This is a genomic window from Bradyrhizobium sp. SZCCHNR1053 (genome assembly GCF_032381235.1).
Lineage (GTDB): Bacteria > Pseudomonadota > Alphaproteobacteria > Rhizobiales > Xanthobacteraceae > Bradyrhizobium.
This window is the reverse complement of record NZ_JAUHJM010000015.1, coordinates 132,069-159,059: the sequence shown is the minus strand read 5'-3', so window position 1 is coordinate 159,059 and position 26,991 is coordinate 132,069. Positions and strand designations below refer to the sequence as shown.

The 26,991-nt window shown below is 65.6% G+C and carries 28 protein-coding genes and 1 tRNA gene; 22 read left to right on the top strand and 7 right to left on the bottom strand.

The window, feature by feature from the left end; all coding sequences use genetic code 11:
* The first annotated feature begins 116 nt into the window (after positions 1-116).
* Entirely contained in the window at positions 117-902 is a 786-nt protein-coding gene (locus QX051_RS27015) for a hypothetical protein (RefSeq protein ID WP_315778210.1), read from the top strand.
* Positions 903-1,437: 535 nt separating this feature from the next.
* Complete coding sequence (locus QX051_RS27010; protein ID WP_315778209.1) at positions 1,438-2,841, top strand: GSCFA domain-containing protein; 1,404 nt, start codon at positions 1,438-1,440, stop codon at positions 2,839-2,841.
* Between the two features lie 17 nt (positions 2,842-2,858).
* Here QX051_RS27010 and QX051_RS27005 read toward each other — a convergent pair whose 3' ends face one another.
* A complete protein-coding gene (locus QX051_RS27005) occupies positions 2,859-3,437 on the bottom strand; it encodes a hypothetical protein (RefSeq protein WP_315778208.1) in 579 nt (192 codons plus the stop codon).
* Between the two features lie 431 nt (positions 3,438-3,868).
* On the opposite strand from QX051_RS27005, the gene QX051_RS27000 reads away from it, so the two are divergent.
* On the top strand, positions 3,869-4,276 hold the full coding sequence (locus QX051_RS27000; RefSeq protein WP_315778207.1) for a hypothetical protein: 408 nt from the start codon (positions 3,869-3,871) through the stop codon (positions 4,274-4,276).
* Between the two features lie 79 nt (positions 4,277-4,355).
* Here the strand turns inward: QX051_RS27000 and QX051_RS26995 are convergent, their stop codons facing one another.
* Entirely contained in the window at positions 4,356-5,402 is a 1,047-nt protein-coding gene (locus tag QX051_RS26995) for a polysaccharide deacetylase family protein (protein ID WP_315778206.1), read from the bottom strand.
* A gap of 321 nt (positions 5,403-5,723) precedes the next feature.
* Between QX051_RS26995 and QX051_RS26990 the strand changes: the two genes are divergently transcribed.
* Together QX051_RS26990 and QX051_RS26985 are read left to right on the top strand one after the other, a co-directional pair.
* Complete coding sequence (locus QX051_RS26990) at positions 5,724-6,011, top strand: hypothetical protein (RefSeq protein WP_315740486.1); 288 nt, start codon at positions 5,724-5,726, stop codon at positions 6,009-6,011.
* Between the two features lie 115 nt (positions 6,012-6,126).
* On the top strand, positions 6,127-6,342 hold the full coding sequence (locus QX051_RS26985; protein WP_315778205.1) for a hypothetical protein: 216 nt from the start codon (positions 6,127-6,129) through the stop codon (positions 6,340-6,342).
* A 74-nt stretch (positions 6,343-6,416) separates the two neighbouring features.
* Here QX051_RS26985 and QX051_RS26980 read toward each other — a convergent pair whose 3' ends face one another.
* Complete coding sequence (locus QX051_RS26980; RefSeq protein ID WP_315778204.1) at positions 6,417-7,223, bottom strand: oxidoreductase; 807 nt, start codon at positions 7,221-7,223, stop codon at positions 6,417-6,419.
* A 105-nt stretch (positions 7,224-7,328) separates the two neighbouring features.
* On the opposite strand from QX051_RS26980, the gene QX051_RS26975 reads away from it, so the two are divergent.
* Entirely contained in the window at positions 7,329-7,919 is a 591-nt protein-coding gene (locus QX051_RS26975; protein WP_315778203.1) for a TetR/AcrR family transcriptional regulator, read from the top strand.
* A 136-nt stretch (positions 7,920-8,055) separates the two neighbouring features.
* On the top strand, positions 8,056-9,057 hold the full coding sequence (locus QX051_RS26970; RefSeq protein ID WP_315778202.1) for an NADP-dependent oxidoreductase: 1,002 nt from the start codon (positions 8,056-8,058) through the stop codon (positions 9,055-9,057).
* Positions 9,058-9,132: 75 nt separating this feature from the next.
* Here the strand turns inward: QX051_RS26970 and QX051_RS26965 are convergent, their stop codons facing one another.
* Positions 9,133-10,815 carry an MFS transporter gene (locus QX051_RS26965; RefSeq protein WP_315778201.1) on the bottom strand — a complete coding sequence of 561 codons (1,683 nt, stop codon included), beginning with the start codon at positions 10,813-10,815 and terminating at the stop codon, positions 9,133-9,135.
* Positions 10,816-10,981: 166 nt separating this feature from the next.
* Between QX051_RS26965 and QX051_RS26960 the strand changes: the two genes are divergently transcribed.
* The 6 genes from QX051_RS26960 to QX051_RS26935 all read left to right on the top strand — a co-directional run bounded on the left by QX051_RS26960 (position 10,982) and on the right by QX051_RS26935 (position 17,902).
* Positions 10,982-12,355 (top strand): hydrolase, encoded by a 1,374-nt coding sequence (locus QX051_RS26960; protein WP_315778200.1) that lies wholly within the window; start codon positions 10,982-10,984, stop codon positions 12,353-12,355.
* A gap of 199 nt (positions 12,356-12,554) precedes the next feature.
* Complete coding sequence (locus tag QX051_RS26955; protein ID WP_315778199.1) at positions 12,555-13,946, top strand: cytochrome P450; 1,392 nt, start codon at positions 12,555-12,557, stop codon at positions 13,944-13,946.
* A gap of 69 nt (positions 13,947-14,015) precedes the next feature.
* Positions 14,016-15,425: an adenylate/guanylate cyclase domain-containing protein gene (locus QX051_RS26950; RefSeq protein ID WP_315778198.1), complete on the top strand. Its 1,410-nt coding sequence runs from the start codon at positions 14,016-14,018 to the stop codon at positions 15,423-15,425.
* A 125-nt stretch (positions 15,426-15,550) separates the two neighbouring features.
* Entirely contained in the window at positions 15,551-16,018 is a 468-nt protein-coding gene (locus QX051_RS26945; protein WP_315778197.1) for a TerB family tellurite resistance protein, read from the top strand.
* A 217-nt stretch (positions 16,019-16,235) separates the two neighbouring features.
* The gene (locus QX051_RS26940; protein ID WP_315758673.1) at positions 16,236-17,015 is read left to right on the top strand and encodes an SDR family oxidoreductase; all 780 of its coding nucleotides are present in this window, start codon (positions 16,236-16,238) and stop codon (positions 17,013-17,015) included.
* Between the two features lie 80 nt (positions 17,016-17,095).
* A complete protein-coding gene (locus tag QX051_RS26935) occupies positions 17,096-17,902 on the top strand; it encodes a glutamine amidotransferase (RefSeq protein ID WP_315778196.1) in 807 nt (268 codons plus the stop codon).
* Positions 17,903-18,039: 137 nt separating this feature from the next.
* Here QX051_RS26935 and QX051_RS26930 read toward each other — a convergent pair.
* Positions 18,040-18,115: transfer RNA gene (locus QX051_RS26930), tRNA-Ala, on the bottom strand.
* Between the two features lie 181 nt (positions 18,116-18,296).
* Here QX051_RS26930 and QX051_RS26925 point away from each other — a divergent pair.
* The 3 genes from QX051_RS26925 to folD all read left to right on the top strand — a co-directional run bounded on the left by QX051_RS26925 (position 18,297) and on the right by folD (position 20,168).
* Complete coding sequence (locus tag QX051_RS26925; RefSeq protein ID WP_315740475.1) at positions 18,297-18,587, top strand: YggT family protein; 291 nt, start codon at positions 18,297-18,299, stop codon at positions 18,585-18,587.
* Positions 18,588-18,680: 93 nt separating this feature from the next.
* A complete protein-coding gene (locus tag QX051_RS26920) occupies positions 18,681-19,019 on the top strand; it encodes a DUF167 domain-containing protein (protein WP_315778195.1) in 339 nt (112 codons plus the stop codon).
* Positions 19,020-19,283: 264 nt separating this feature from the next.
* Positions 19,284-20,168 (top strand): bifunctional methylenetetrahydrofolate dehydrogenase/methenyltetrahydrofolate cyclohydrolase FolD, encoded by an 885-nt coding sequence (gene folD / locus QX051_RS26915; protein ID WP_315778194.1) that lies wholly within the window; start codon positions 19,284-19,286, stop codon positions 20,166-20,168.
* Positions 20,169-20,228: 60 nt separating this feature from the next.
* Here folD and ppa read toward each other — a convergent pair whose 3' ends face one another.
* Positions 20,229-20,765 carry an inorganic diphosphatase gene (gene ppa / locus QX051_RS26910; protein ID WP_011923519.1) on the bottom strand — a complete coding sequence of 179 codons (537 nt, stop codon included), beginning with the start codon at positions 20,763-20,765 and terminating at the stop codon, positions 20,229-20,231.
* A gap of 187 nt (positions 20,766-20,952) precedes the next feature.
* Positions 20,953-21,462, bottom strand: a complete 510-nt coding sequence (locus QX051_RS26905) for a GNAT family N-acetyltransferase (protein ID WP_006611902.1) — start codon at positions 21,460-21,462, stop codon at positions 20,953-20,955.
* A 240-nt stretch (positions 21,463-21,702) separates the two neighbouring features.
* Between QX051_RS26905 and QX051_RS26900 the strand changes: the two genes are divergently transcribed.
* The 6 genes from QX051_RS26900 to QX051_RS26875 all read left to right on the top strand — a co-directional run bounded on the left by QX051_RS26900 (position 21,703) and on the right by QX051_RS26875 (position 26,930).
* On the top strand, positions 21,703-22,605 hold the full coding sequence (locus QX051_RS26900; RefSeq protein WP_315778193.1) for an alpha/beta hydrolase family protein: 903 nt from the start codon (positions 21,703-21,705) through the stop codon (positions 22,603-22,605).
* A gap of 9 nt (positions 22,606-22,614) precedes the next feature.
* The gene (locus QX051_RS26895) at positions 22,615-23,082 is read left to right on the top strand and encodes a DUF2269 domain-containing protein (protein WP_315740471.1); all 468 of its coding nucleotides are present in this window, start codon (positions 22,615-22,617) and stop codon (positions 23,080-23,082) included.
* Between the two features lie 10 nt (positions 23,083-23,092).
* Positions 23,093-24,421: an SDR family oxidoreductase gene (locus tag QX051_RS26890; RefSeq protein ID WP_315778192.1), complete on the top strand. Its 1,329-nt coding sequence runs from the start codon at positions 23,093-23,095 to the stop codon at positions 24,419-24,421.
* Positions 24,421-24,831 carry a thiol-disulfide oxidoreductase DCC family protein gene (locus tag QX051_RS26885; RefSeq protein WP_315778191.1) on the top strand — a complete coding sequence of 137 codons (411 nt, stop codon included), beginning with the start codon at positions 24,421-24,423 and terminating at the stop codon, positions 24,829-24,831. The genes QX051_RS26890 and QX051_RS26885 overlap by 1 nt, the downstream gene beginning before the upstream one ends.
* 136 nt (positions 24,832-24,967) lie before the next feature.
* On the top strand, positions 24,968-26,038 hold the full coding sequence (locus QX051_RS26880; protein ID WP_409998144.1) for a YeiH family protein: 1,071 nt from the start codon (positions 24,968-24,970) through the stop codon (positions 26,036-26,038).
* 7 nt (positions 26,039-26,045) lie between these two features.
* Complete coding sequence (locus QX051_RS26875) at positions 26,046-26,930, top strand: LysR family transcriptional regulator (protein ID WP_315778190.1); 885 nt, start codon at positions 26,046-26,048, stop codon at positions 26,928-26,930.
* Positions 26,931-26,991: the final 61 nt, after the last annotated feature.

Below are 26,991 nucleotides of genomic sequence, written 5' to 3'. Positions count from 1 at the left end.
CGCGCCTCTCCTTGGCGCCAAAGACCGCCCCCAACAAACGACGCCCCTCTTGACAACTTACTCCCCATACAAGGTTCTGGGGGCTCAAGGTGGCCGCGCCACCGGAGGATGGTGCCATGGGATTGCATTTCACCATGGGAACGAGTGCCGCGGCGGCTCTCGCGACGCACTCAGCACATCGCATCTTCGATGCGCTGGAGGACGCTTATCCGGATATCATTGCTCAAATGTCACTGCAGCAACGTGCTTGCTTGCTGAAGGCACTTCTTGTTCACGCCGCCTCGTGGCGCGGCTCGGAAGAGTTTGTACGGTCAGTTATCGACCCGGATGAGCAACTGCACAATGAGCATTGGCGACGCGAAGTTTGCCGTCATCTTGGGTATGGTTTCGTCGATCCGGAGGATGCGATTGCTTGCGCGGCGGACCGAACGACGATGTGGGCCACCGGCATGATCGGCCCCGAAGGATCGACAACATTCGATGTACCGCTTCCGACCGTCTTCGGGAACAATGCTGACCCGCGAGAGGTGAGGGCTACGCTCGCGTGGTTTGCGCCGACCCGGCCGGGCTATCTCGCCTATCGAGCGGTAAAGCTGCGCATTCCATCGTTGCAGGCGGATGCTTTGGAAACAGCGGGTATTGGCACGTTCAGTGGACAGCCTACCAACAGCCAGTCAGAAAGCGGGACGATTGTCCATCGCCGCTGGCGTGACGAACGAATTGGCACTGGCGCAGCGACCATTCCTGTCCAAGTCCAACGCGAACGGGATCAAGGGGCACCGATCGACGACCCTATCCCGTTCGGGCTGGCCGTCACTGTCGAGATGCCGGGAGCAGTGGGGGTCTACGAGGAGATTCTTCCGCGTATCGACGTGAAGCCGCGGTCGAGAGTGCGTGTCTAAATTAGATCAGCGAACGAGTTTTATCTCCGGCTCTGCCGCCGATCGCATCCCCAGGCGAATACGACCGCTCACGCGAAGCGGCCGGCGCCTGGGGCATCAAGAGGACCCATTCATTAGGATGCGCCTGTAGCGAGGCGCCCTCTTGCGCACCAGCCTCCCCCCGTTGCTCCTCCTTCCTGTCTCTTTCGTCGCGTCCGCTCGCCGCGCGCCACTGGCCGGTTAAGAATTGCTTAACCCAAATCGCGCCATCGTTCGGCGCGAGCGGCGGGATGAATGCCCGCACTGGCGGCTGGCGGCGATCCGGACGAGCGCGTCCGAGGCGTTCGAATCCCGCCGGTGCCGGTTGCGCTCGGGTGTACGCCAGCGGCCAAGCCGGTGGCGATCAGTATCCAGAGGTCATGGTGGGACGTCTCTCGCGAGGGCATGGCGCCTGTGCGCGTGATGATTCGACCGGCACTGGCGATGCACCGGCTGCTGGCAGCGGCGCTGGATCAACGGCCGAAGACGCAACGCGAGACAAAGGCGAACCCGCGACATGAGCACCACTGCCCTCGACAACCACACCCAGTTTCAATCCATCGTCGGCCAGATCCGGACGCTCGCCTACAAATATATCGAGGACAAGGACTTCGTCAGCGCCCAGCTCGCGTTCCAGAAGCTGCTCGAGCTCGACCCCAAGGACATCAACGCGCGCTTCATCTATGCGCAGCTGATCGACGACGGCTCGCACAAGAAGCGCGCCGAGGCGCGCGACATGATGCTGGCGATCCTCGACGAGAACCCTGAGATCTTTGAGCAGGCCACCGAAGGCAATCTGCACCTGATCCGCAGCGCCGCCGTGCGCTGCAGCCATGTCGGCCCGTTCACGCGCTCGATGGAGCTGTTCCGCAAGCTCGCGGCAGCCTCCAACGAGGCCGCCGACTATTTCTCGCTCAGCGAGATCCTGACCCAGAACAACGAGTTCGAGGAGGCGGTCGCGGCGCTGGAGAAGGCCATCAAGCTCAACCCGGCCTACGACAACCCGCTCAACCGCGAGACGCTGGAGCTGGCGCGCACGAACGCCAAGAAGGGCAAGGCCAAGGAAGCCAAGGGCCGCGCCAAGGTCGGGCGCTATCCGGAGACCAAGGACTTCCTCGGCGACCTGCAGACGCTGATCACCAACCACATCGCGGTGAACCTCGCCGCCGCGCCGAAGTTTCTCGACAAGAGCACGCGCTTCTTCACCATGGGCTCGTGCTTCGCGCGCAACCTCTCCAAGAGCCTCACCGACAGCGGCTATGCCAGCCACCACATGGAGATCTCGGAGTACATCAACACGACCTTCGCCAACCGCGTGTTCGTCGACTGGCTGCGCGACGCCAAGATCGATCCGGAGATCCGCGAGCGCATCGTCGAGCTGCTGCCGCCGGGATCGAGCAAGGAGAACACGCTGGCCGTCATCAAGCAGGCCGATGTCTTCATCCTGACGCTAGGCGTCGCCGCGGCGTTCTTCGACCGCGAGACCGGCGCCTTCGTGCTGCCGCGGCCGACCGCGCTGAACTCGCGGGCGCTGGCCGAGAAGTACAAGTTCCGCACCGCCAGCGTGCAGGAGAACGTCGACAACGTGCTCTATCTGATCGAGTTCATCCGCAGCATCCGGCCAGGCATCAAGGTGATCGTCACCGTGTCGCCGGTGCCGCTGCTGACCTCGTTCGAATATGAATCGGTGGTGCAGGCCGACTGCCTGTCGAAGAGCACGATGCGGCTGGTCGCGCACGAGGTCGTCAACAATTCGAACCTCGAGGACATCTGGTACTGGCCGTCGTTCGAGGTGTTCCGCTGGGCCGGCTCCAACGCCTCCAGCTTCTTCGCCGCCGACGACGGCGCCGCCTGGCACGTCTCGGAGGACAAGGTGTCCGCGGCGGTGCGCGCCTTCGTGCAGACCTTCTCGCCGGCCTGAGCGCGCGAACGGCTGCCTCAGGGCAGCCGCTTCCTCCAGAGTCGGATGACCAGGATGCCGGCCTGGGCATAGCCCGGCGGCGAACTCTCAGGTCCGAACGGCGTCTTCGAATACAGCGAGCTCGAGACCAGGAAGCCGCCGACATAGGGCTCAGGCAGGCCCGACAGCGCCAGGAAGCAGCGGTGCGTGAGCAGGCCGTCCTCCGGCAGATTGCCGCGCACCAGCCGGCAATCGCCGATGCCGGTGAATGCGATGCCGTTGAGCTGGCCCTCGGTGTAGGTGCCGAGCAGGGTCGGATCCATCGCCTGACCGATGCAGACCCGCATCTCGCCGATGCTCTTGTCGCCGGTGTCGGTCATGCGGCCGTCAGCCGGCCGGACCCCGACTGAACGGATCGAGAGCTGATCCTCCAGCGCCGGCGCGAAGCCGGTCTTGGTCGGCGCGCAGAAATCCGACGGCACGACGCGGCCCTGGCGCAGGCTCCGCGCGATATAGATCTCCTCGACGCTGTTGTCGCCGGACTGCGCCCGGCCCTGCCCGCTGGCGGCCAGCAACGTCACGGCCGCCACGAACATCGCAACGATCACCCGGCCCATGCGCGCATCCTTCCTCCGAATCGATTGCCCTGACTATCGGATTCGGCGAATCTTCTGAACCAGCACCAACGAACAGGACATATACATACAATCATACCTCAATCTTGAGATCGCCCTGGCCCCCATGAAGCACCGCGTCGTGATGGTCATTTGGTAGCAAAAGTCAGGTAAGCAGGACTGCCGCGGGCGCCACCGCGCAAATGCTGCAGTCGGTCGCTTGTCCGGATGGGCTCGTCCCGAGCTCCCGCGTCCTGAACGGAAGTCGCCGCGGCGGCGAAAAGGGTTCGAGAAAATTGGTGCGCCGATCCGCAATAACGTGTGCCGAGATCCCGGCTCCATTCGCGCTTGCAGGGCCGAGCGTGACCGCGGTCACATCGGACGGTCGCGCCGGCGTCTAAACCTCCTCTCAGTCAACGAGGGGAGCTTTCACGATGCGCAAGATGATCCTGATCGGAGCCATGATGCTCGCGTCCGCCGCGGCCGCACAGGCCGAGGGAACGCGCAGCCTGTCGATGACGTCGAGCGATGCCGCCGCTCCGGCACCGCGCCCGAGCTATGTCCAGCAGGCCGGCGAGGTCACCGTCACGCCGGCGCCGGTGCCAGCAGCCGCGGTCCAGGTCCAGCCGATTGCGCAACCGGTTGCGCCTGCGGCTCCGGTCGCCGCAACAACTCCACCACAGCCCGCCGTCGCCGCTGCGACGCCGGCGCCCGAGCCGACCCGCTCGGTGCAGAAATCATCGCGGCTGTCGAAATCGGCGCGCTCCGACCGGACGCGCCGCAAGAGCTGGACTGAAGCCCGGATCGTCCGCGAGCTGCATCGCCACGGCATCTATTGGTGAGCGGCCGGCAACAGGCGACAAACGAAGAAGGCCGGGCGAATGCCCGGCCTTTCGCGCGAGGAGACCCTGCAGCGGAGCATCACTGCGAGATGGTCTGGATCACGCTCGAGATCGGCCGCGCATTGGTCATTGTCGTCGGCAGCTTCGGATCCTGGCCGATCATCGCGTCATATTCCGGGAGCGTGTCGAGCGTGCCCTTCGGCTTCATCGCAACCACCTTGTAGCCGCCGGCCTTGAGCCGCCGCAGCAGGGTCGGCAGCGCCAGCGCAGTGTTCTTCTGGAAGTCGTGCATCAGGATGATGCCCTTGCCCTTCTTGTCGAGCCCGGTCATCACGGTGTTGACGACCTGGTCGGCATCCTTGGAGCGGAAGTCGAAGCTGTCGACGTCGCAGGAGAACATCGCGACATTGCGGCTTCCGAGATAGGCCACGGCAGAGGGCCGGTGCTGCAGTTGCGGGAAGCGGAAGAACGGCGCCGGGTTGGTGCCGAGCGCGAACTTGACCGCGCTGAAGCCCTTCTCGAGCTCCTCCTTCGCCGTCTCGTCGGTCATCTTCTTGCCGTTCAGATTGGCGTGCGACCAGGTATGAACGCCGACGACATGCCCAGCGGCCAGCACCTGGCGCAGGATCTCCGGATGATAGGTCGCATGCTTGCCGATCGTGAAGAAGATGCCGGTGGTGCATTCGTCGGCCAGCGCCTTCAGCACCGCCGGCGTGTTGACCGGCCACGGGCCGTCGTCGAAGGTCAGCACCACCTCGTGGTCGGCGAGGAAGTCGAACTGCTTGAAATGGTCGAGGCCGAAACCGGGGCCGCCGGTGGTGTCGACCATGACGGTGCGGGAGATGCCGAGCGCGTCAGGATTGGCGCAGGTCGATTTGGGCTGCACGGGCGCCGGCGCGCTTGCCGCCATGCGCGTGGAAATCGTGCCGGTAATCTCGACATCGTCCTTGGCGCCGGCCTTGGCGGCGACGCGTGCCGGAGGGGGCGGCGCCGGCTCGGACGGCCGCGCCGCTGCGCTCTGCGCGGCGGCCTTGGCGGCGCTGGGCTTCGATACGTAGTACCAGACACCGGTGATCGCCAACGCCGCGACGACGGTGGCCAGCAGCAAGCCTAACGCATTACGCATGGTTACTCTTCCCGAAAGCGCGAGACACTCGATGGCGGACGCAACGCTGTCCGCCTCCTTCAATTAGCTTCCATTAGTGCCAACGATTCCTTAACGCGGTGCCAACACGACCAGGATCGGGCAAGATTTCCAGAATGATGCCGGCGCCGAAGCGGCAGTTCACCGGAGCGACATGTCGCCGCGGCCATCGGCCTGCCGGAACTGCCGACCAGGTTTGGATCTGGCGTGACCCGCATCACGGTTGCTAGAGAGCGATCAGGCCATGATGGGCGCATTGAAACACGCGGCTCCGCAAACATGCGGCGCCAATGGGAGCCAGCCATGACGACGTCCACCAATGTTCTGCGTAAGGCCGTTCTGACCGCCATCAGCGTCGCCGCCGTCTCGGCCTTCACCTCGACTGCGAGCTTCGCCTTCAGCGCCGAAGCGCAGCAGATGTGCACCGGCGACGCCTTCCGCCTGTGCAGCAGCGAGATCCCGAACATCCCGGCGATCACCGCCTGCATGATCAAGAACCGCTCGTCGCTCAGCTCCGGCTGCCGCGCCGTGCTCGACAAGGAGGTCTCCCGGCGCAGCGGCAAGGTCGCCGAGGTCAACGACGCCAATTGAGGAACCGCTCTTGGCTCCCCTGCGCGCCCCGGCTGCGACCGCGGCGCTTGCGACGGCCGGTTGTGGCCACTAAAAGCGCCGCCAACCTTTCAATGCCGGGAACGAGGCGCCAGTCATGAACAAAATCCTAACGATCATCCCTCTGGTCCTGATGGCGTCGACAGCCTCAGCCCAGCAGCAGCCCGGCCAGGATGCCTGCGCGCGCGACGTCTCGCGGCATTGCCGCGCGGTGATGAACAACGGCGATCAGGCGGTGCTGGCCTGTCTCAAGGAGCATCGGGCCAAGCTGTCGAAGGCTTGCGAAAAGGTGCTGACCGAGCACGGGCAGTAAGGTCCGTCCCGCAGCACGGACAGCAATTTTCGCGAACTGGTGCGGCCCGCCCGAAGGCGGTCGGAAGCGTCTGACTACGCGAGGCGGAACTGCTTGCGCAGGGTCTTGTCGAATAGTCCGGCGGTTGCGAACCGGCGCAGCAGACTGACCATGCGCGCCGCATTGCCTGCGGTGTAGCGCCGGCGCGGGACCTGATCGCTCGCCGCCTTGATGATCACCTTCACGACGACATCCGGCAGGTCGGCCTTGGGCATGACATCCCGCAGCAGCGCCGCGACAGCCATGCGCGCCTGATCGTATTCGGCTTTCTGCTGGTCGGGCTCCATGCCGTTCTGATCGAAAACGGTGCGGACATAGGCCGGTTCGATGACGGAAACGCGGACATTGAAGGCCCGGACCTCGTGGTCGAGCGATTCCGAATAGCCCTCGATCGCATGCTTGGCGGCCGAGTAATGCGCCGAGTACGGCGCCGGGATGACCCCGAGGATGGAGCCGATGTTGAGAATGCGGCCGCCGCCCTGGCGTTTCATCACCGGCAGTACCGCATTCGTCATCCGCATCACGCCGAAGACATTGACGTCGAAGAGCGCCTGCGATTGCGGGATCGAGGATTCCTCTGCGCCGCCGAACATGCCGATGCCGGCGTTGTTGACGAGGAGGTCGATCTTCCCCTCCCTCAAGACGACGTCTGCGATCAGCGCAGAGACCGACGCCTCGTCGGTTACGTCGCAGGCCAGCATCGTGACGCCCTGGGGGCCGTCATTGGCGATCTTCCGGCTTGTTCCGAACACCGTGAAACCCGCGCGGGCTAGACCTTCGGCGGCAGCGTAGCCGATGCCGGAGGATGCCCCGGTCACGATTGCAGTTCTTACGGCGGCCATGTGTTTTCCTCGCGTAATCTCGGACTTCGCGTCAGAGACGGGTTGCATTATGATCGTTTAGTGATATTATGATCATAATGCAATAGAGATGCGGACGAAGGCGTCATGCGATACGAAAAGGGCCGAAAAGACACGTCGCGCCGCAGGATCATGGACGTCGCTGTCGAGCGCTTCCGCACGGATGGAATTGCGGGCTCAGGTCTGGCGACGATCATGAAGGATGCCGGCCTGACGAACGGCGCCTTCTATCCCCACTTCCCTTCGAAGGCCGATCTCGTCCGCGAGACGATCTCCGACTCCCTCGGCAGGCAGGCCGTATGGCTGCGCGAGGTGCTGGACGAAGGGGGACTCGATCGCTTGATCGACATCTATCTTTCCCCCGAACACCGGGACCATCCGGGGCAGGGCTGCGCCTCTGCGGCACTGTTACCGGAGCTTGCGCGGCAGCCGGAAGAGACGCGCGGCATGTATGCCCAACAGTCTCGCGCCCTTGTGCTGCTTCTCGCGGAAGCACTTCCGGCAGAGGTCGAAGCGCGGGAAGATGTCGCATGCGCGATCTTTGCGACCCTGATCGGGACGCTCCAACTGGCCCGCGCAGTCGACAAAGAGGCGTCGAGTGGCATCCTGCGGAGCGGAAAACTCGCGATCCGCACCTTGGCTGGCCTTCGCGCGCATCAGCTTCCTAAGCCTGAATGAACCCCCGATGCGCGCGTCGTGTGCGTTCGGATGACGTCACGCGCGGCGCCATCAGCCTCGACCACACCTGAATTTGTGCAGATCGCACGGCGGAAGCCAAACCTTGCCAGGCAAGGAACACAGACCGGAGAGCCCAGTGAAAGCCTACGTCGTCGAGAAGTACAAGAAGAAGGGCCCGCTACGCCTCGTCGAACGGCCCTATCCGCAGGTCCAGAGCGCTGACGTCCTCATTCGCGTTCATGCCTCGGCCGTGAACCTGATCGACTCGAAGGTCAGGGACGGCGAGTTCAAGATCTTCCTGCCCTACCGTCTGCCCTTTGTGCTCGGTCACGACGTCGCCGGGACCGTCGTCAAGGTCGGCGATGGGGTCAGCCGCTTCAGGGTCGGCGACGAGATCTATGCCCGGCCAAGAGATCACCGCATTGGCACCTTCGCGGAATTCATCGCCATCCACCAAGACGATGTCGCACTCAAGCCCCGCACACTGACGATGGAAGAGGCGTCGTCCGTGCCGCTGGTCGCGCTGACGGCGTGGCAGGCTCTGGTCGATGTCGCGAAGGTGAAGCCGGGCGAGAAGGTCTTCATTCAGGCTGGCTCCGGCGGAGTCGGTACGATCGCGATCCAGCTTGCCAAGCATCTGGGGGCGACGGTCGCGACGACGACGAGTGCGAAGAACGCCGCCCTCGTCAACAGCCTCGGCGCCGATGTCGTGATCGACTACACGAGCCAGGATTTCGAAAAAATTCTCTCCGGCTACGACGTCGTGCTGCACAGCCAGGATCCGAAGACGCTTGCGAAATCCCTGAACGTGCTGAAGCCGGGCGGCCGCCTTGTCTCGATTTCGGGGCCGCCCGACCCGGCCTTTGCCACGGCTCTCGGGCTGAACGCCGTTCTGAAGCTTGTTATCCGGCTGTTGAGCCGCAGCGTGCGCAAGAGGGCGAAGAGCCTCGGCGTTGACTATTCATTCCTGTTCATGCACGCCGATGGCCGGCAACTCGAGCAGATCGCCGGGTTGATCGATAGCGGCGCGATTCGCCCCGTCGTCGACAAGATATTCCCCTTCACCCAGACGCCCGAGGCGCTCGCCTATGTCGAGACCGGCCGTGCAAAGGGCAAGGTCGTGATCAAGGTGCAGTAGCGGGTTTCTTGATTGCAGCTGACAGCGATCCTGAAGCGGACATAGCTCGCGAAGGCTACGCTTGCCCCCGCCGTTCTAGGGCCCGCTGCGGGCCGCTGACGCAACGGCCGGTGCCTGCTCGGCGGTGCGGTCGATATCCTCCTTGGCCCGGACCGAGCCGAATGGGCGTTCCAGCATGCGGCGGATGCGCACCGGGTCGGTGCCGATGTGGAAGTCGATCGCGCGCTTGTGCAGCTCGCGCTCGGCGCGGGTCGAGCGGTTGCGCTGACGCAGATAGTCGATCCAGGTCGGGCAGTGATAGCGCTCTGTCCATAATTCGGGATCGGCGATGTCGCGGGCGATCGACCAGCCATAGGCGCCGTTGCGCTGGCGGCTGAGCTGCACGTCCTGCATCAGGTCGTGGAAGGCGCGGGCATTGTCCTCGGCGACGCGGTACTCGATCTCGACCACCAGCGGCCCCGAGCGCGGCGTCAGCTCGAGCTGCACCTCCGGATCGGCCAAGGTCTCGCCGTCCTCGTTGCGGGCGCCGATCGGCGGCATCCGCAGCCACAGGCCGAGCAGCGGCGACACCATCATCAGCGCGCCCGACACCAGCAGCGCGACCTCGACGCCGGCGGCGTCGGTGAGGCGGCCCCAGCCCCAGCTGCCGATCGCGATGCCGCCGGAGATCGCCGCCTGAAATGCCGCCAGCGCGCGGCCCGCGACCCAGCGGGGCGCCGAAAGCTGCACGCCGATGTTGAACAGCGCCACCGCCAGCATCCACACCGCGCCGGCGATGACGAGCGCCGCCGCCGTCAGCACCGGCGCGGTGCTGAGTGCGACGGCGGCGGTGGCCGCGCCCAAGGTCAGCGCGCAGGTGCGGATCGCGGCCTCACCGGACAGCCGTTTCCTGATCTCGCCGATGTTGAGCGCGCCGACCACCGCGCCCATGCCGAAGGCGCCGAGCATGATGCCGTAGGTCTGCGCGCCGCCATGCAGCAGGTCGCGCGCCACCAGCGGCATCAGCGCCGAGATCGAGCCGCCGATGATGCCGGTGACCAGCGTGCGGATCAGCACGATGCGGATCGACGGCGAATGGATGATGTAGCGGACGCCGGAGACGATGGCGCGGTTGAGCGGCTCGCGCGGCAGGCGGCTCGGCTCGACGACGCGCCGCCACAGGAACAGCGCGGCCAACAGCGGCAGATACAGCAGCGCATTCGCCGCAAAGGCTGCGACCGCGCCGGCAGCGGCGACCACCACGCCGCCGATGGCCGGGCCGAAGCTGCGGGCGATGTTGTAGCTGATGCCGTTCAGCGCGACCGCGGCCGGCAGCGTCTCCGGCGGCACCTGCTCGCTGACCGAGGATTGCCACGCCGGCCCCATCAGCGCCATGCCGCTGCCGATCACGAAGCACAGCGCCAGCAGCCGCTCTGGGGTCACGAGGCCGAGCCAGGCCAGCACGGTCAGGGTGGTGGCGCCGCCCAGGGCCACCGCAAGCGCAACCAGCGCGACGATGCGCCGATCATACATGTCGGCGATGGCACCGGCCGGCATCGAGATGAACATGACCGGCAGCATCAAGGCGGTCTGCACCAGCGCCACGTTGTCGGCCGACGACGTCATCTGCGTCATCGCCCAGGCGGCGCCCACGGCCTGAATCAGCAGGCCCAGATTCGACAGCAGGCTCGCCAGCCAGATGCGACGGAACACAGCGTGCCGCAGCGGCGCGGCGATGCTCTCGGCCGCAAACAGCTCACGTTTCTGCGGCGCATTCATGCCGTTCCGTCCACGTCGTCCGTCCGCATCGAACTATCGCTTGATTCCGCTCGGACGTATGTGATGCCTGCGAATGTCCGCCGCTGTCCAGTGCTCGCTATTCAGGCTCGCATCATGGACCGCGGCCAACGAACACAAAATGAATGAGACAAAAGGGAGACCGCCGATGAAGCTGACGCGCCGCACCATTCTGCAGACCATGGGAACCCTGCCCCTGCTCACCAGCGGTCTGACCTTACCTGCACGTGCGCAAACGGCGGCGGCGACCACATCGGCAGGCGAGATTCCCCCGATCCTGTTCGTGCATGGCAATGGCGACCACGCGGCGCTCTGGCTGACGACGCTGTGGCGGATGGAATCCAACGGCGTGCCGCGAACGCGCCTTGCCGCGCTCAACTTCACCGACCCGCTGGCGCGCAATGACGACGCCGTGGCGCAGCCGGGTCGCTCGTCGACCGACGACCAGCGGCGCGAACTTGCCGAAGCGATCAAGGCGCTCAAGGAGCGCACCGGTGCAGCACGGATCGCGCTAGTCGGCAGCTCGCGCGGCGGCAACGCGATCCGCAATGTGGTGAAGAACGGCGGCGGCGGCGATATCAGCCATGCCGTACTGTGCGGCACGCCCAATCATGGCGTGTTCGACTGGGAGGACAGTCCCGGCAGCGAGTTCAACGGCCGCGGCCCGTTCCTGCGCGGACTGAATGCCGGTGACAGCGAGGTGACCGAGGGCACCGCCTTCCTCACGCTGCGCAGCGACGGCCTCGACAAATATGCGCAGGCCGATGGCCGCCTGGTCGGCAAGCCTGGTGTGCCGACCGGGATCACGGCCGAAGGGCCGGCGTTGAAGGGCGCGACCAATCTCGTGATCGGCGCGCTCGACCATCGCGAGGTCGCATTCCACCCGCGCGCGTTCCGCGAGATCTACAAATTCATCGCCGGCCGTGAGCCGACGCAGATCGCGATCCAGCCCGAGCAGCAGGTGCGGATCAGCGGCCTGGTGACGGGAACGCCGGGCGGCGCGCCGACCAATCGCCCAGTCGCGGGCGCAAGCGTGGATGTCTATCGCGTCTCGAGCGAGACCGGCGCACGCAACGGCGAGCCTGTCTATCGCGGCCAGACCGGCGCCGACGGGCGCTGGGGTCCCGCGGAGGTCGATCCGACATCCTATGTCGAGATCGTGCTGACCTCGCCGGGCGCGCCGATCACGCACTTCTACCGTTCGCCGTTCCCGCGTTCGTCCGACGTCGTGCATCTGCGCGCGGCGCGGCCGCTCGGCCAGGCCGATGCCGGCGCCGGAGCGATTCTCATCATGATCAGGCCGCGCGGCTATTTCGGCCTGCCCCGCGACATCGTGCTGCTCGACGGCAAGGAACCCGGGGACGTACAGAAGGGAATACCGACCGATGCAGCGACGACATTGCGGCTGCCAGCGGGCGACGTCGGGCGCAGCGTCATCGGACTGTTCAACGAGGAACGCATCGCCGCCCGTCTTTGGCCAGCATCGGAGAGCAGGATTGCGATGATCGAGCTGACTAATTAGTTGCTGGAGTATGATGGTACATCACAGCCTCGGAGAGCGCTGAATCGCGCTCTCCCACGCATGTTGCAAGCGAGGTGACCGAATTACCTCTGGCAGGAAACCGCCGTTCCGCGGCCGGCCGGTTCGTCCTACAGCAGCCGGCGCTCGGCATGCCGCCGGTCCGCCGTTCCCCGCTCACGACAGCGTCGAGAGGCAGTGAATGAGTACCGCCGAAGTCCACTACCTGCCGCAGGCACGCGTGCCACTGGTTCCTCCAACGCCGCCGCGGGCGCCGGACAGCATGGGCGCGCTGCGCCGCGTGCTGATGATGGGCGACAACGCGATCGCGACCTGGAGCCAGCGCGCCTATGAGGACGACATCATCCGCGGCCGCTTCTTCGGCAGCTCCAGCTACATTCTCAATACGCCTGATACCATCAAGCATGTGCTGGTCGACAATTGGGAGAACTACGTCCGCACCGTCGGCGCCATCCGCGTGCTGCGTCCAGTGCTCGGCGAGGGGCTGCTGATCGCCGAAGGCAAGGCGTGGAAGCACCAGCGCCGCACCTTGGCGCCGGCTTTCACGCCGCGCGCCGTTTCCGGCCTCGTTCCGCACATGGTCGCGGTGACCGATGAGACCGTTGTCCGGCTGAGAGAGCAATGCGGTCAGCCGCTCGACCTGCGCGAGATCATGCAGCGCATGACGCTCGACATCGCCGGCCGCACGATGTTCTCGTTCGAGATGGGCCGGCACGGCGCCACCCTGCGCGATTTCGTCTACGAGTATGGCGCGCGGCTGGCCAGCCCACATCTGCTCGACATCGTGTTGCCGCTGTCCTGGCCGACGCCGCGCGACTTCGCGCGCCGACGCTTCCGCAAGCGCTGGACCGATTTCGTCGCCATGCTGATGGCCGAGCGGCGCGCGGCCGGCAAGCTGGAGGATGCGCCGCCGCGCGACCTGTTCGACCTGATGGGCGCGGCACGCGATCCGGAAACGGGCGCTGCGTTCACCGATGCGCAGCTCGCCGACGAGGTCGCGACCATGATCCTCGCCGGGCACGAGACGACCGCGACGGCGCTGTTCTGGGCGCTGTATCTCATCGCGCTCGACCCGGCCAATCAGGACAGGCTGGCGCAGGAGGCGCGCGCCGCGACGGATCTGAGCAATCCGGATCAGTTGCCGTTCACACGCGCGGTGATCGACGAAACGCTGCGGCTTTATCCGCCCGCCTTCCTGATTGCGCGCGCCGCAAGCGGGCCGGACCGTATCGCCGAGTTCCAGGTGAAGCGCGGCGACGTCGTGCTGATCTCGCCCTGGCTGCTGCACCGGCACGAGAGGCTGTGGCAAACACCCAACGCCTTCATACCGGATCGCTTCATGCCGGGCGCGCCGCCGCCGGAGCGCTTTGCCTATCTGCCGTTCGGAGCGGGCGCGCGGGTCTGCATCGGGGCTCATTTCGCCCTGACCGAGGCGGTGCTGGCGCTGGCACGGCTGGTGGCGGCCTTCGACATCGAAATGCTCGACGCCGCACCCGTGATGCCGGTCGGCGTGGTCACGACCCAGCCGGATCGCTCGCCGCTGTTCAAGCTCACGCCCAGGGCGGGCGTCTGATCCCGGCGGCGGCCGGGCCATCGCTTCGTCTCTTGCTTGTGGGTTTGCTAGGCACCATCTTAACACGCCATGAGCGACATCCAGGCCCAGCTTTCGGTTCTGAAGCAGACCGCCGATCCGGCCGTTGCGGACGCGATCACACGGTTGATTGAGGCGGGTGAAGATCACGAACTCAACCGTATCAATGCCCTGGAGTTCTCGGCGCGCGCCGGTCTCGATGAAGAACGGGTTATTTCCGGGTTCCTGCATGCTGCACGGATCGGCTTGTTCGATCTGACCTGGAACGTGCTCTGTCCTGGCTGCAGCGGCGTGCTGGATGCGCACGCCACGCTGAAATCTCTCCGCCATGACGATTACCATTGCGGACTATGCGCTTGCGGCTACGAGCCTTCCATCGACGAGCAGGTCGAAGTTGCTTTCACCGTGAGCTCCAAGGTCAGGAGCATCGCCGCTCACGATCCGAACACGCTGCCGCTCTGGGAGTATTACAAGCAGGTCTTCTGGAGTTCCGGGATCGACCTCAACCGGGAGTCTTTTGCCTCGCTCAGCGAAGAAGTGACGCTTGATGCGCTCGAGCTGCCAGCCGGTGAGAAGGCCGTGCTCTCACTGCAGCTCCCATCCGATTTCATCATCATCTTCGAACCGGTGACGCATTCTGCGCATTTCATCGACGTTCAGGGCGAGCCCACCAAGGAGCGCCAGCAGCTCGGACTGCTATTCAACAGGGCGCATCCTCCGACCGGATCGATCACGTTGCGTCCAGGCCCGCTGCGACTGGCGCTCGACAATCAGGCCGGCGTACGGACGCTGCCGACCGTCTTCATTGCCGGCGATGCGCTCCACCATCTCCTCGGCAAGCGCCGGCCTTTCCTGACCGCCAAGCGCATATTGTCCAACCAGACCTTCCGCGACGTGTTCAAGGCGGACAATCTCAACATCGACCAGCGGCTGAAGATCACCTCTCTCACCTTCCTGTTCACCGACCTCAAGAGCTCGACGGCGCTGTATGAGCGCGTTGGCGATCTCGCGGCCTTCGACCTGGTGCGCGCCCATTTCCGCGCGCTGCTGGAGATCATCAACGCCGAGAAGGGCGCGGTGGTGAAGACCATCGGCGATGCCGTGATGGCGACCTTCATCCAGCCCGAGCATGCGCTGTCCGCGGGCCTGCGCATGCGCGCGGCGATGCAGCGGCTCAATGCCGAGCGCGGAACCGAGGATCTCGTGGTCAAGATCGGCATCCACGAGGGGCCGTGCCTCGCGGTGATGTTGAACGACCGCCAGGACTATTTCGGCCAGACCGTCAACATCGCGTCGCGCGTGCAGAGCCTGTCGACCGCGCAGGAGATCCATCTCACCGCGCCCGTGATCGAGAGCCCCGGCGTTGCCGACATCCTGCGGAGCGCGAAGATCGCGCCCATCCAGAAGCACGCCGCGCTGCGCGGCATCGCCGACCGCATGATGGTGTACGAAATACCCTGAGGCTTACCGAAATGTCATGCAGTCCAAAGGTCGCAGCGGATTGCCGGCGCAGCGTGGCATTTGCATATAATGAGCATTCGCCGGCCGGTTTGCGATCCGCTACGGATCTGACAGCGAAGGATTCCATGCTCGAGGGATTGCGCCAATTCATCGCCGACGTCGTTTCGCCGCAGGCGACTCCGGCTTTCGACGACAACGGCTATCAGCTGGCCGCGACCGCGCTGCTGATCCACGTCATCTCGCTGGACGGCGAGCCGAGCGAGGCCGAGCGGCGCAAGCTGCACGGGCTGATCGAGCTGCGCTTCGGGCTCGATCCCGGCAGCGCCGACCGGCTGATCGCGCAAGCCATGCTGGCCGAGGGCGACGCGGTCGATCTCTATCGCTTCACCAGCGTCATCATGCGCGAGGTCGACGAAGCCGGCCGCCTGCGCATCGTCGAGATGATGTGGGAGCTGGTCTACGCCGACGGCAAGGTCACCGAATTCGAGGACAATGTGGTCTGGCGCGCCTCGGAGCTGCTCGGCGTCTCCACGCATGACCGCCTCGACCTCAAGCACCGGGTGGCGGCGCGCAAGTCCGGCGCCCCGGCTTGAACCGCGTCGCTCCGGGTGGAACCGACTTCATGCGGAGATGAACAAACTTTAATTTTGTTCCGGACACCCCCGTTCATGTAAATCCATGTGAATCTGAGGCTATTGCCGCAATCCAGCGCAAGGCCATGCATCGCGGTGTCTTGCATGTTCCCGTCCCACTATGCTCTCGTCCGCCGCAATTGGATGATGTGCAAATTGTGATCGAAGAGCAGGGATCGTGGGTGAACGTGTCACGCTCGTAACGGGTGCCTCTGCCGGAATCGGCAGCGAATTGGCGCGCGTGTTTGCCGCGAACGGGCACCGGCTCGTATTGACGGCCCGGCGCGAAGACCGGCTCGAGGCGCTGGCGCAGGAGATCGCCGCCAAGGGCGGCCCGGCGCCGCTGGTGATCCCCTGTGACCTCACTTCCCCCGACGCCGGCGCGACCATCGAGGCTGCGCTGTCGGCTGCCGGCCTGGAGCTGCAATATCTCGTCAACAACGCCGGCTTCGGCCTGTTCGGCAAGGCGGTGCAGCTCGACCGCGCCGAGCAGCTCGACATGATCTCGGTGAACGTCCGCGCCCTGACCGAGCTGTCGCTGCGCTTTTCCGACCAGTTGATCCGCAACAAGGGCGGCATCCTCAATCTGGGATCGGTGGCCGGGTTCCTGCCGGGGCCTGGCATGGCGGTCTATTACGCCTCGAAGGCCTATGTGATCTCGTTCACCGAGGCGCTGCGCAAGGAGCTGGCGCCGCATGGCGTCCGGGTCACGGTGCTGTGTCCCGGTCCGGTGCCGTCGGAATTCCAGGACCGCGCCGGCTTCAAGCCGGGCGTGGATTCGGTGATCCTCAACGTCTCGCCCAAGGCCGTGGCGGAAGCCGGCTATCGCGGCCTGATGGCCGACAAGCGCGTGGTGCTGCCCGGGCTCGGCATCAAGATCGTGCCGTTCATGCTGCGCTGGTTCCCGCGCGGCTTCATCCTCGCCGCGGTCGGCCGGCTGCAGCTGAAGCGGACCTGATCGCGCTGGCCCGGCGCTTGCTTTGCAATGTGCGCTCGCTCACGCGCCGTTAACCTTTGCTTAGCTATGATCGCCAGGTGATGCTCAGGCAAGACCCTTCGCTCCATCCGAACGGGACCCAGGCGGACGTTCGGCATCTCTACTCGAAGCTGGCCCCGGCGGCTGCGCCGCAGCGGCCCGTCCTCATCATCCTGCATCAGGAAACATCGAGCCCTGGCCGCGTGGGCAACGCCCTGCGCGCCCGCGGCTATCCGCTCGACATCCGCCGGCCGCGGTTCGGCGATCCGCTGCCGGAGACGCTCGATGGGCATGCGGGTGCCGTTATTTTCGGCGGTCCGATGAGCGCGAACGATCCGGACGACTTCGTCCGCCGCGAGATCGACTGGATCGAGGTGCCGCTGCGGGAGCAGCGTCCGTTTCTCGGGATCTGCCTGGGCGCGCAGATGCTGGCGATCCAGCTCGGCGCCCCCGTTGCGCCGCATCCAGAGGGGCGCGCCGAGATCGGCTATTATCCGATCCGCCCGACCCGGGCCGGGCGCAGGCTTTGCCCGCATTGGCCTGATCACGTCTATCATTGGCACCGCGAGGGCTTCGACCTGCCCGATGGCGCCGAGCTGCTCGCCGAGGGCGGCGACTTTCCGGTGCAGGCCTATCAATACCAGAACGCCACCGGGCTGCAGTTCCACCCCGACGTGACCTACGCGATGATGTGCCGCTGGACCACCCGCGGTCATGCCCGGCTGGACACCCCCGGCGCCCGTCTGCGCCACCATCATTTCGAGGGTCGCGCCGTGCATGACGCCGCCGAGCGGGCCTGGCTGGCACATTTTCTGGATGGCTGGCTGGCGCGCGAGCCGGTGGCGGCGATGGCCGAGGCGGCGGAGTAGGATCGGCGTCCTGGTCAGTCGATTGGCTTGGAATGTTCAGACTTCAGCCCGGCTTCGCCAAGAGGCTACGCCGGGCACCACGCTTCGCCTTTCAGGCATTGCGTGGCTGCGCCACGCGTAGCCTGAAAGGCGAAGCGTGGTGGAGCCAGGCGGGATCGAACCGCCGACCTCGTCATTGCGAACGACGCGCTCTCCCAGCTGAGCTATGGCCCCGTAACACGACCGCTTTGATGTTGGGAACAGGCGGCCGGCAGATCGGGCGCCATTTACAGTCGGTGCCCTGGTCAAGTCAAGAACGGTCACATCGCCTGTTAGCCTTGACGGGCACCTTCCCTTGTTTGCGCGGGAGGGAACAGATATCTAACCGGGTGATATCTCGTTCCAGGAACCCCGGATGATACGCCTCTTAGACTTCGTTGACTGGCTTCTCGGCCTGTACGTGTTCATCCTGGTCGTTGCGGCAATCATGTCCTGGCTGGTCGCGTTCAGCGTCATCAACGTCCGGAACGACTTGGTCCGACAGGTGCTTTACACGCTTGATGCTCTGACAGAGCCCGCGCTCCGACAGATTCGGCGCTTCGTGCCTCCTGCCGGAGCGTTGGACCTTTCGTTTCTCGTTCTCTTCATCCTCATCCAGTTCATCCGGTTCGTGATCATCCCGGCGCTTCAGGGTCTGTTTGTCTAGCGCCTGCACGCACTGACGTAGACGCGCGGGATTCAAGGGTGCTGGCTGCGTCAACTCAGGTCTGCTGCTGATTCGGATCGAGGGTCCCTATCGATGGTCCCTTGGCGATGTTCGAAGGGCGGCGTCACCCTCGCATTGCGGGTGACCCCACGCGGCGGCCGGGACGCCGTCGATGGCGTCGAGACGCTGTCCGACGGCCGCGATGTGCTGAAGGTCCGGGTGCGCGCGATCGCCGATGGCGGCGAGGCGAATCGCGCCGTGACCGAGCTGCTGGCCAAGGCGATCGGCGTCACCAAGGCCTCGGTGCGAATCACCTCTGGCGCGACATCACGGCTGAAACAGGTCGCCATCGACGGCGATCCGTCCGCGCTCGATCAGGCCTTGCGCGACCTCATTGCAGGCCATAAGCCGACCAGGAAACAACGAGAATAGACGCAAGAAGCGCGAGCCGAGGCCTTTCGGCTTCGCAAGCGGCGATCTTCACCCTCCCCTGGAGGGGGAGGGTCGCCTCACGGTGAGCGAAGCGAGCGTGAGGCGGGGTGGGGTGATCTCTCCACCGGCACCGGCATCCGTGGCTTTCACCCCACCCCGCTCGCCCGCTTCGCGTGCGATCGACCCTCCCCCTCCAGGGGAGCGTGGGAGCACGCGGCCAGCATCTTGCTCGATGAACAGCCTTTGAACCGAGGATAGAGCAAAATGACCGCGCGCATCATCGACGGAAAGATCATTGCAGCCGACCTGCGCGCGCAGGTCGCCCGTGAGGTCGAGCGGGTCAAGCGCGACCATGGCCTGACACCAGGCCTTGCCGTGGTGCTGGTCGGCAACGATCCGGCCTCCGAGGTCTATGTCCGCAGCAAGCACACCCAGACCCAGGCTGCCGGCATGGCCTCGTTCGAGCACAAGCTGCCCGCCGACGTCTCGCAGGACGCGCTGCTGGCCTTGATCGGCAAGCTCAACCGCGATCCCGCCGTGCACGGCATCCTGGTGCAACTGCCGCTGCCGAAGGGGCTGGAGACCGAGGCCGTCATCAACGCCATCGATCCGGCCAAGGACGTCGACGGTCTGCATCCGCACAATGCCGGCCGTCTCGCCGGCGGCCAGCCGGCGCTGGCGCCGTGCACGCCGCTCGGCTGCATCATCCTCAGCAAGACCGTGCACGGCTCGCTCGAGGGCCTGAACGCGATCGTGATCGGCCGCTCCAACCTGGTCGGCCGTCCGCTGGTGCAGTTGCTGCTGAACGAGAACGCCACGGTGACGATCGCGCATTCGCGCTCGCGCGACCTGCCAGCGCTGACCGCGCGCGCCGATCTGGTCTACGCCGCCGTCGGGCGCCCGGAGATGGTGAAACGCGACTGGATCAAGCCCGGCGCGACCGTGATCGACGTCGGCATCAACCGTATCCCAACGGCTGACGGCAAGACGAAGCTGGTCGGCGATGTCGCCTATGCGGAAGTGGCGGAGGTCGCCGGCGCGATCACGCCGGTGCCCGGCGGCGTCGGCCAGATGACGGTCGCGTGCCTCTTGGTCAATACGCTGCGCGCCGCCTGCGCCATTGCCGGGCTGCCGAGGCCGGCGGTGTAACCACCTGCGTCATTCCGGGTTCAGCCGCTGCGCGGCTGCCCCGGAATGACGTCAATCATTTCACTTCTTCGCGGCCTTGGCGCGCGCGATGCCTTCGGCGATCAGCTGGTGGGCGTCGTCGGCATTGCCCCAACGCAGCACCTTCACCCATTTGCCGGGCTCGAGATCCTTGTAGTGCTCGTAGAAGTGCTGGATCTGCTGCAGCGTAATGTCCGGCAGGTCGGAATAGGTGCGGACCTTGTCGTAGCGCTGGGTCAGCTTCGAGGACGGCACCGCGATGATCTTCTCATCGCCGCCAGCCTCGTCCTCCATCAGCAGCACGCCGACCGGGCGCACGCTCATGACCGCGCCGGGCACGATCGCGCGCGTGTTGGCCACCAGCACGTCGCAGGGATCGCCGTCGTTGGACAGCGTATGCGGGATGAAGCCGTAATTGCCGGGGTAGCGCATCGCCGTATAGAGGAAGCGGTCGACGAACAGCGTGCCGGCTTCCTTGTCGAGCTCGTACTTGATCGGCTCGCCGCCGACCGGCACTTCGATGACGACGTTGACCTCGCGCGGCGGATCTTTCCCGATCGGGATGGCGTCGATGCGCATGGATGCTCCGTAGAACTTGAACGTTTGGGAACTTGAACGTTGAGGGTCGGACGCTCGACAGGCGAGCGCTGGCATTCGCAGTCGCAAAAAAATCGCGGCTGCGCAACAGCTACCTCAGGCCAACACTTTCAGTTCAATTCGAGGGCGCGTTAACGCCTAACGCGCACAGAGCACAGCCGGTCCAGGCTCAGTTGGTCCAGGCAAAGGCGACCTTGTCGAGCGACTTCGGCCCGAAGCGCTCCGACGACCGCGCGACCATGCGGCCGCCCAATGCGCGGTAGAACTCGGTGGCGGGATCGTTGTCGGACAACGCCCACACCACCATGCTCTTCAGGCCGCTCTGCGCGAGGTCGCGCTTAGCGGACTGAAAGAGCCGGCGACCGAACCCCAGCCCCTGAAATTCCGGTCGCAGATAAAGCTCGTAGACTTCGCCGTCAAAATGCAGGCTGCGGGCGCGATTGCGGCCGTAATTCGCATAGCCTGCGACCTTGTCGTTGAACACCAGCACGCTGACGCGGCTGCCTTTGCGGATCGCGCTGTCCCACCATTGGGGGCCGCGCCGGTTGATCAGCTTCTCCAGCTCTGCGCCAGGGATGATTCCCTGGTAGGCGGAACGCCAGGCTTCATCATGGGCTGACGCCACCGCAGCCGCATCTGCAGCCTTGGCCGGACGGACTTCGATCAGGGTTGTGCTCATGACGAGATCAAAGCAAGTCGGCGGTCCGCCTTCAAGGTGCCACGTTAAAGATCGGTTAACCTGTGGACTTTCGGCATCACCGTGGCGGAAAGCTGTGCCGAAAAGGGACAATTTCGCAACATTGTCGGGCGCCGGCGGTGTCCTGTCACCGCCGATTCATACGTCGCAGGAGAAACTGCATCTGACCGGCCGCGGCGTGGGCTAGTGTGGCGCAAGCTCAACATCTTCCCGTTCGGCTGAATGGTGCTGCTTCGCTGCGTCTCATGGTTGCTCGCACTGGTCGTCCTGTCGGCAGCCGGCGCAACGGCACAGTCGTTCGGTCCCGCGTCGCCCGAAGCCGAGCCGGCGCGCCGGCAGCAATGGCTGATACCGTCCATCAAGACCGTAATTCCCGCGCATGCGATCCTCTATCGGCCTGCCGGCCACGGGCCGTTTCCGCTGGCCGTGATCGCGCATGCCTCGACGCAGAATCCGCTGTGGCGGGCACAGCTGCCGCAGCCCACCTACACGGCGCTGGCGCGTCTCCTGGTGGGGCGGGGCTATGCCGTGCTGGTCCCGGAGCGGCTCGGGCACGGCCGCACGGGCGGTCCCTACGTCGAAGACCAGGGCGGCTGCGCCGACGCGGACTATGAGAAAGCAGGACGCGCGACCGCGGCGCAGATTTTGCGCGCGCTCGCGGACATGCGCGAGCAGCCGTTCGCCGCGAAGGGCGGCGCCGTCATCATCGGCCATTCGGCCGGCGGCTGGGGCGCGCTGGCGCTCGCCGATCAGCCGCCGCAGATCGTCTCAGCAATCGTCGTGTTCGCGCCCGGCCGTGGCGGGCATGCCGACGACGTGCCCGGGCGTGTCTGTGCAGAGGCGCGCCTGCTTGATACGGCCCGCGCGTTCGGACGCGGCGCGCGCGTGCCGGTCACGTGGCTGGTTGCGGCCAATGACAGCTACTTTCCACCACCGCTTTCGCGTCGGCTTGCGGATGCCTTCACGTCGGCTGGAGGCCAGGCGGGCTTCAACCTGTTGCCACCTTCCGGCGAGGAGGGGCATTGGATGATCGAGCACGACGACGGCGTGGCACTGGCGGCGGATTTGCTGCCGCGGGCGCTGACAACGACACGTCGGTCGACGCATCCGATGCCGCCGAACTAGCAGGACACGATGACGCTGTATTTCCTGGTCAAATATCTGCACGTGCTCGGCGCCATCGTCATTCTCGGCACCGGCACGGGGATCGCATTCTTCATGCTGATGGCGCATCTGAGCGGCGAGGCCGCGTTCATCGCTCGCACCGCCGGCGTGGTCGTGATCGCCGACATGCTCTTCACATTGTCCGCGGTGTTGCTGCAGCCGGTCACGGGCGGCACGCTGATGTGGCTGTCGTCGACCGCTGTGACTGACGGCTGGCTGCTCACCTCGCTCGCGCTCTACGCGGTCGCCGGGCTGTTCTGGGTGCCGGTGATCTTCATGCAGATCGAGCTGCGCGACCTGGCGCGCCTCGCGGACGTCGGCGCCGAGGAGCTGCCGCCGCGCTACTTCATCGTCTTCCGCCGCTGGTTCCTGTGCGGCATCCCCGGTTTCGGCGCGGTCATGGCCATTCTCTGGCTGATGATCGCAAAGCCGTTCTGACGAGACGCGCATGATCACGTCGACCAACCCCCGCATCCTCGTGCTTGGCGCTTCCGGCCTGATCGGGCGCTTCATCACCGACGATCTGCGCCAGCGTGGCTGTGCGACGGTCGGTGTGGCGCGCGCGTTCTCGCCATCACAACGCGTGTCGCCGTTCGACATCGAGCTGCCGATCATGGCGCTCGATGCGCCGGCTCTGGCGAGTCTGATCCGCGCCCACGAGATCGATGTCGTCGTCAACTGCCTCGGCGTGCTGCAGGATGGCCCGGGCAGCGACACTACGGCCGTGCATCGTGAGTTCGTCGCGCGCGTGCTCGCAGCGATCACGGCCTGCGGCCGTCGCGTGCGCTTCATTCACATCTCGATCCCCGGTACGGTCGATGAGGATCACACCGCCTTCGCTACGACCAAGCGCGAGGCGGAGCGGCTGATTGCATCCTCAGGCATTCCCTACGCCATCCTGCGCCCGGGCTTCGTGATCGCACCGTCGGCCTATGGCGGCAGCGCGATGGTCCGCGCGCTCGCGGCGCTTCCGGTCGACCTGCCGGCGAAGGATGCGGCGACACCGTTCCAGCCGGTGGCGGTCGCGGACATCGCCGCGACCATCGCCTGGCTCGCGATGCGGCCGATCGATGACGAGGCGACGCGCGCGGTGAGCTGGGACCTGATGCAGCCCGAGGCGATGACGCTTGGCGACGTCGTCGATGCGTTTCGGCGCAGTTTCGGCACAATGGATTGGCCACGCGTTGCCGTGCCCGCGCCGCTGATCAATCTCGGCGCTTTCGCCGGTGACCTCTGCAGCCGGCTCGGCTGGATGCCGCCGATGCGCACGACCGCGATCGCCGAATTGCGCAGGGGCGTACGTGGCGATCCGGACCCGTGGATCGCGGCAACCGGCATTACCCCGACGACGCTGGACGACGCCGTGGGCACGCATGGCGCCACCATTCAGGACAAATGGTTCGCACGCCTGTTCCTGATCAAGCCGCTGATCATCGCGAGCCTTGTTGTATTCTGGGTCGCGTCCGGCAGCATCGCACTGTTGGTCTCGTTCCCCGCGACCACGACGATCCTGACCACGCGCGGCTGGCCCGACTGGTTCGCCGCCCCGTTTGCGGCGATCACCAGCATGATGGACATTTCGGTCGGCGTATTGATCGCGTTCCGCAGAACCGCAGCATTCGGGCTCGCCGCCGGCATCCTCGTCTCGCTCGGCTACATGCTCGGCTGCGCGATCCTCACGCCCGACCTCTGGCTCGAGCCGCTGGGCGCGCTGGTGAAGACGGGACCAGCGATCGTGCTGATGCTGGTCGCGCTGCTCATGATGGACAATCGATGATGACCAACTGGCCCGACGATGATGTGATCCTCTACGATGGCGTCTGCGTGTTCTGCTCCCGCTGGGTGCAGTTCGTGATCGCGCGCGACACCGCCAGGCGCTTCCGCTTCACGCCGATCCAGTCGCCCTACGGCACCCGGCTGGCGCAGGCCTTCGGCATCGATCCCCAGGAGCCCGACACCAATGCGGTGGTGCACGGCGGCAAGGCGCATCTGAAATCCGATGCTGCGCTGACCGTATTGTCGAGCCTGCCGGGCTGGGGCTGGACGCGCGCGCTGCGCGCCATCCCGAAGCCGCTGCGCGATGCGGTCTACAGCCTGGTCGCGCGCAACCGCTACCGCATCTTCGGCAAATACGAATCCTGCTTCGTGCCCGATGCCGAGCTGCGAAGGCGGGTGCTGGAGTCCTGATCCGATCCGCGGTGAGATGAGGGAGCGAGCCAGAAATTAATCGATTGAAACGAATGATATATACAATATAATCTGTTGGATCGATTGATTGCAGCATGAAATTCTCCTCCCCAGACCCTGTTTGGGAGAGTTTTCCATGGCTGCCCCGTCGCATGATCTGATCGCCGATGCGCCCGTTGCCATTCATCATCGACCTGCCCACGCGCCTGCGACGCCGGCGGCACCGACGCTGCTGCCCGGGCTCGCGCTGTCCGCGGCGCTCGCGGCCTGCGCCTTCGGGCTGCGCCTGGTGCCGGGCCTCGGCCTGTTCAGCCCGATGATCCTCGCGATCGTGGCAGGGATGGCACTGCATAACGTCATCGGCACGCCGGCGCGAGCCAAGCCCGGCGTCGCCTTCTCGATGAGCCGCGTGCTGCGGCTGGCGATCATCCTGCTCGGCCTGCAACTGACGGCCGCCCAGATCGTCGAGGTCGGCGCCCGCGGACTCGTGGTGATCGCGCTGAGCCTCACCGGCACCTTCCTGTTTACGGTGTGGATGGGACGGCTGCTCGGCGTCGATCGTAAGCTGGCGGAGCTGATCGCCGCCGGCACCTCGATCTGCGGCGCGTCCGCCGTGATCGGGACCAACACGGTCACGCGCGCCCATGACGAGGACGTCGCCTATGCAGTGGCCTGCGTCACAGTGTTCGGCTCGATCGCAATGTTCATCTATCCGCTGCTTCCGACACTGCTGCATCTCGACGCGCACGCCTTCGGCCTGTGGAGCGGCGCCTCCATTCACGAGATCGCCCAGGTGGTCGCGGCCGCGTTTCAGCAGGGCCAGCAGGCCGGCGAGTTCGGCACCATCGCCAAACTGGCCCGCGTGATGCTGCTGGCACCGGTCGTGCTCGCGCTCGGCCTGCTGGCAACGCGGCGGGCGCGCCATGGCGGCGAGACCCGGAGCAATGCGCAGCCGCCGCTGCCCTGGTTCGTATTCGGCTTCATTGCGCTGGTCGGCCTCAACAGCGTGATCAGCATACCCGCCGAGATGAAGACCGTGATCGTGACGGCGACCACGTTCCTGCTGTCGATGGCGCTGGCCGCGATGGGACTGGAAACGGATTTCGCCAAGCTCAAGGCAAAGGGCCTGCGGCCGCTGGCGCTGGGCCTGCTCGCCTTCCTGTTCATCGCAGGCTTCAGCCTGGCCCTGGTGAAGCTGACCACATAGGACGCACGTGACGCTCGAACAGCTCAGGATCTTCGTGGCGGTCGCGACCCGCGAGCACGTCACGCAGGCGGCCCGCGACCTCAATTTGACCCAGTCGGCGACATCCGCGGCTGTGGCCGCGCTCGAAGCCCGCTACGAGACCAAGCTGTTCGATCGCGTCGGACGCCGCATCGTGCTCACTGCGACCGGGAAGGCGTTTCTCGTCGAAGCAAAGGCGGTGCTGGCGCGCGCGGCCGCCGCCGAGACCGTGCTGAACGATCTCGCCGGCCTGAAACGGGGGCAGCTGGCGCTGGCGGCCAGCCAGACCATCGCGGGCTATTGGCTGCCGGCCTTCATTCACCGCTTCAATGCCGCGCATCCAGCGATCAAGCTGCAACTGTCGATCGGCAATACCGAGCAGGTTGCGACCCAGGTCCGCGAGGGCTCTGCCGATCTCGGCTTCGTCGAGGGCGATGTCGACGATCCCGTGCTCACGGCCCAGCCGGTCGCGGACGACGACATGGTGCTGGTCGGCCCGATCGATCATCCGCTGTGCCGCGGCAGGTCAGTGACAACCAGCGACCTGAGGACGGCGCGCTGGGTGTTGCGCGAGCAGGGCTCCGGCACGCGCGCCGCGCTCGAAACAGCGCTGGGCCGCTTCGGAATCACCCCGGCCGAGCTCGATGTGGTGTTCGACCTGCCGTCCAACGAGGCCGTGCGCGGCGCCGTTGAAGTCGGCGCCGGCGTCACGGTGCTGTCGCGCCTGGTGGCAATGCGCGCCGTCAAGGCGGGGCTGCTCGCCGTCGCCAACATCGAGCTGCCCAAGCGGCACTTCTACAGCCTGCGCCACAAAGAGCATCACCAGACGCAGGCCGCGCGGGAGTTTCTGCGGATGGTGGGGAAGACGGAATGATTGGGGCACGTCATCGCGAGCGCAGCGAAAGCGATCCAGAAATCCCACCGCGGTGACGGTC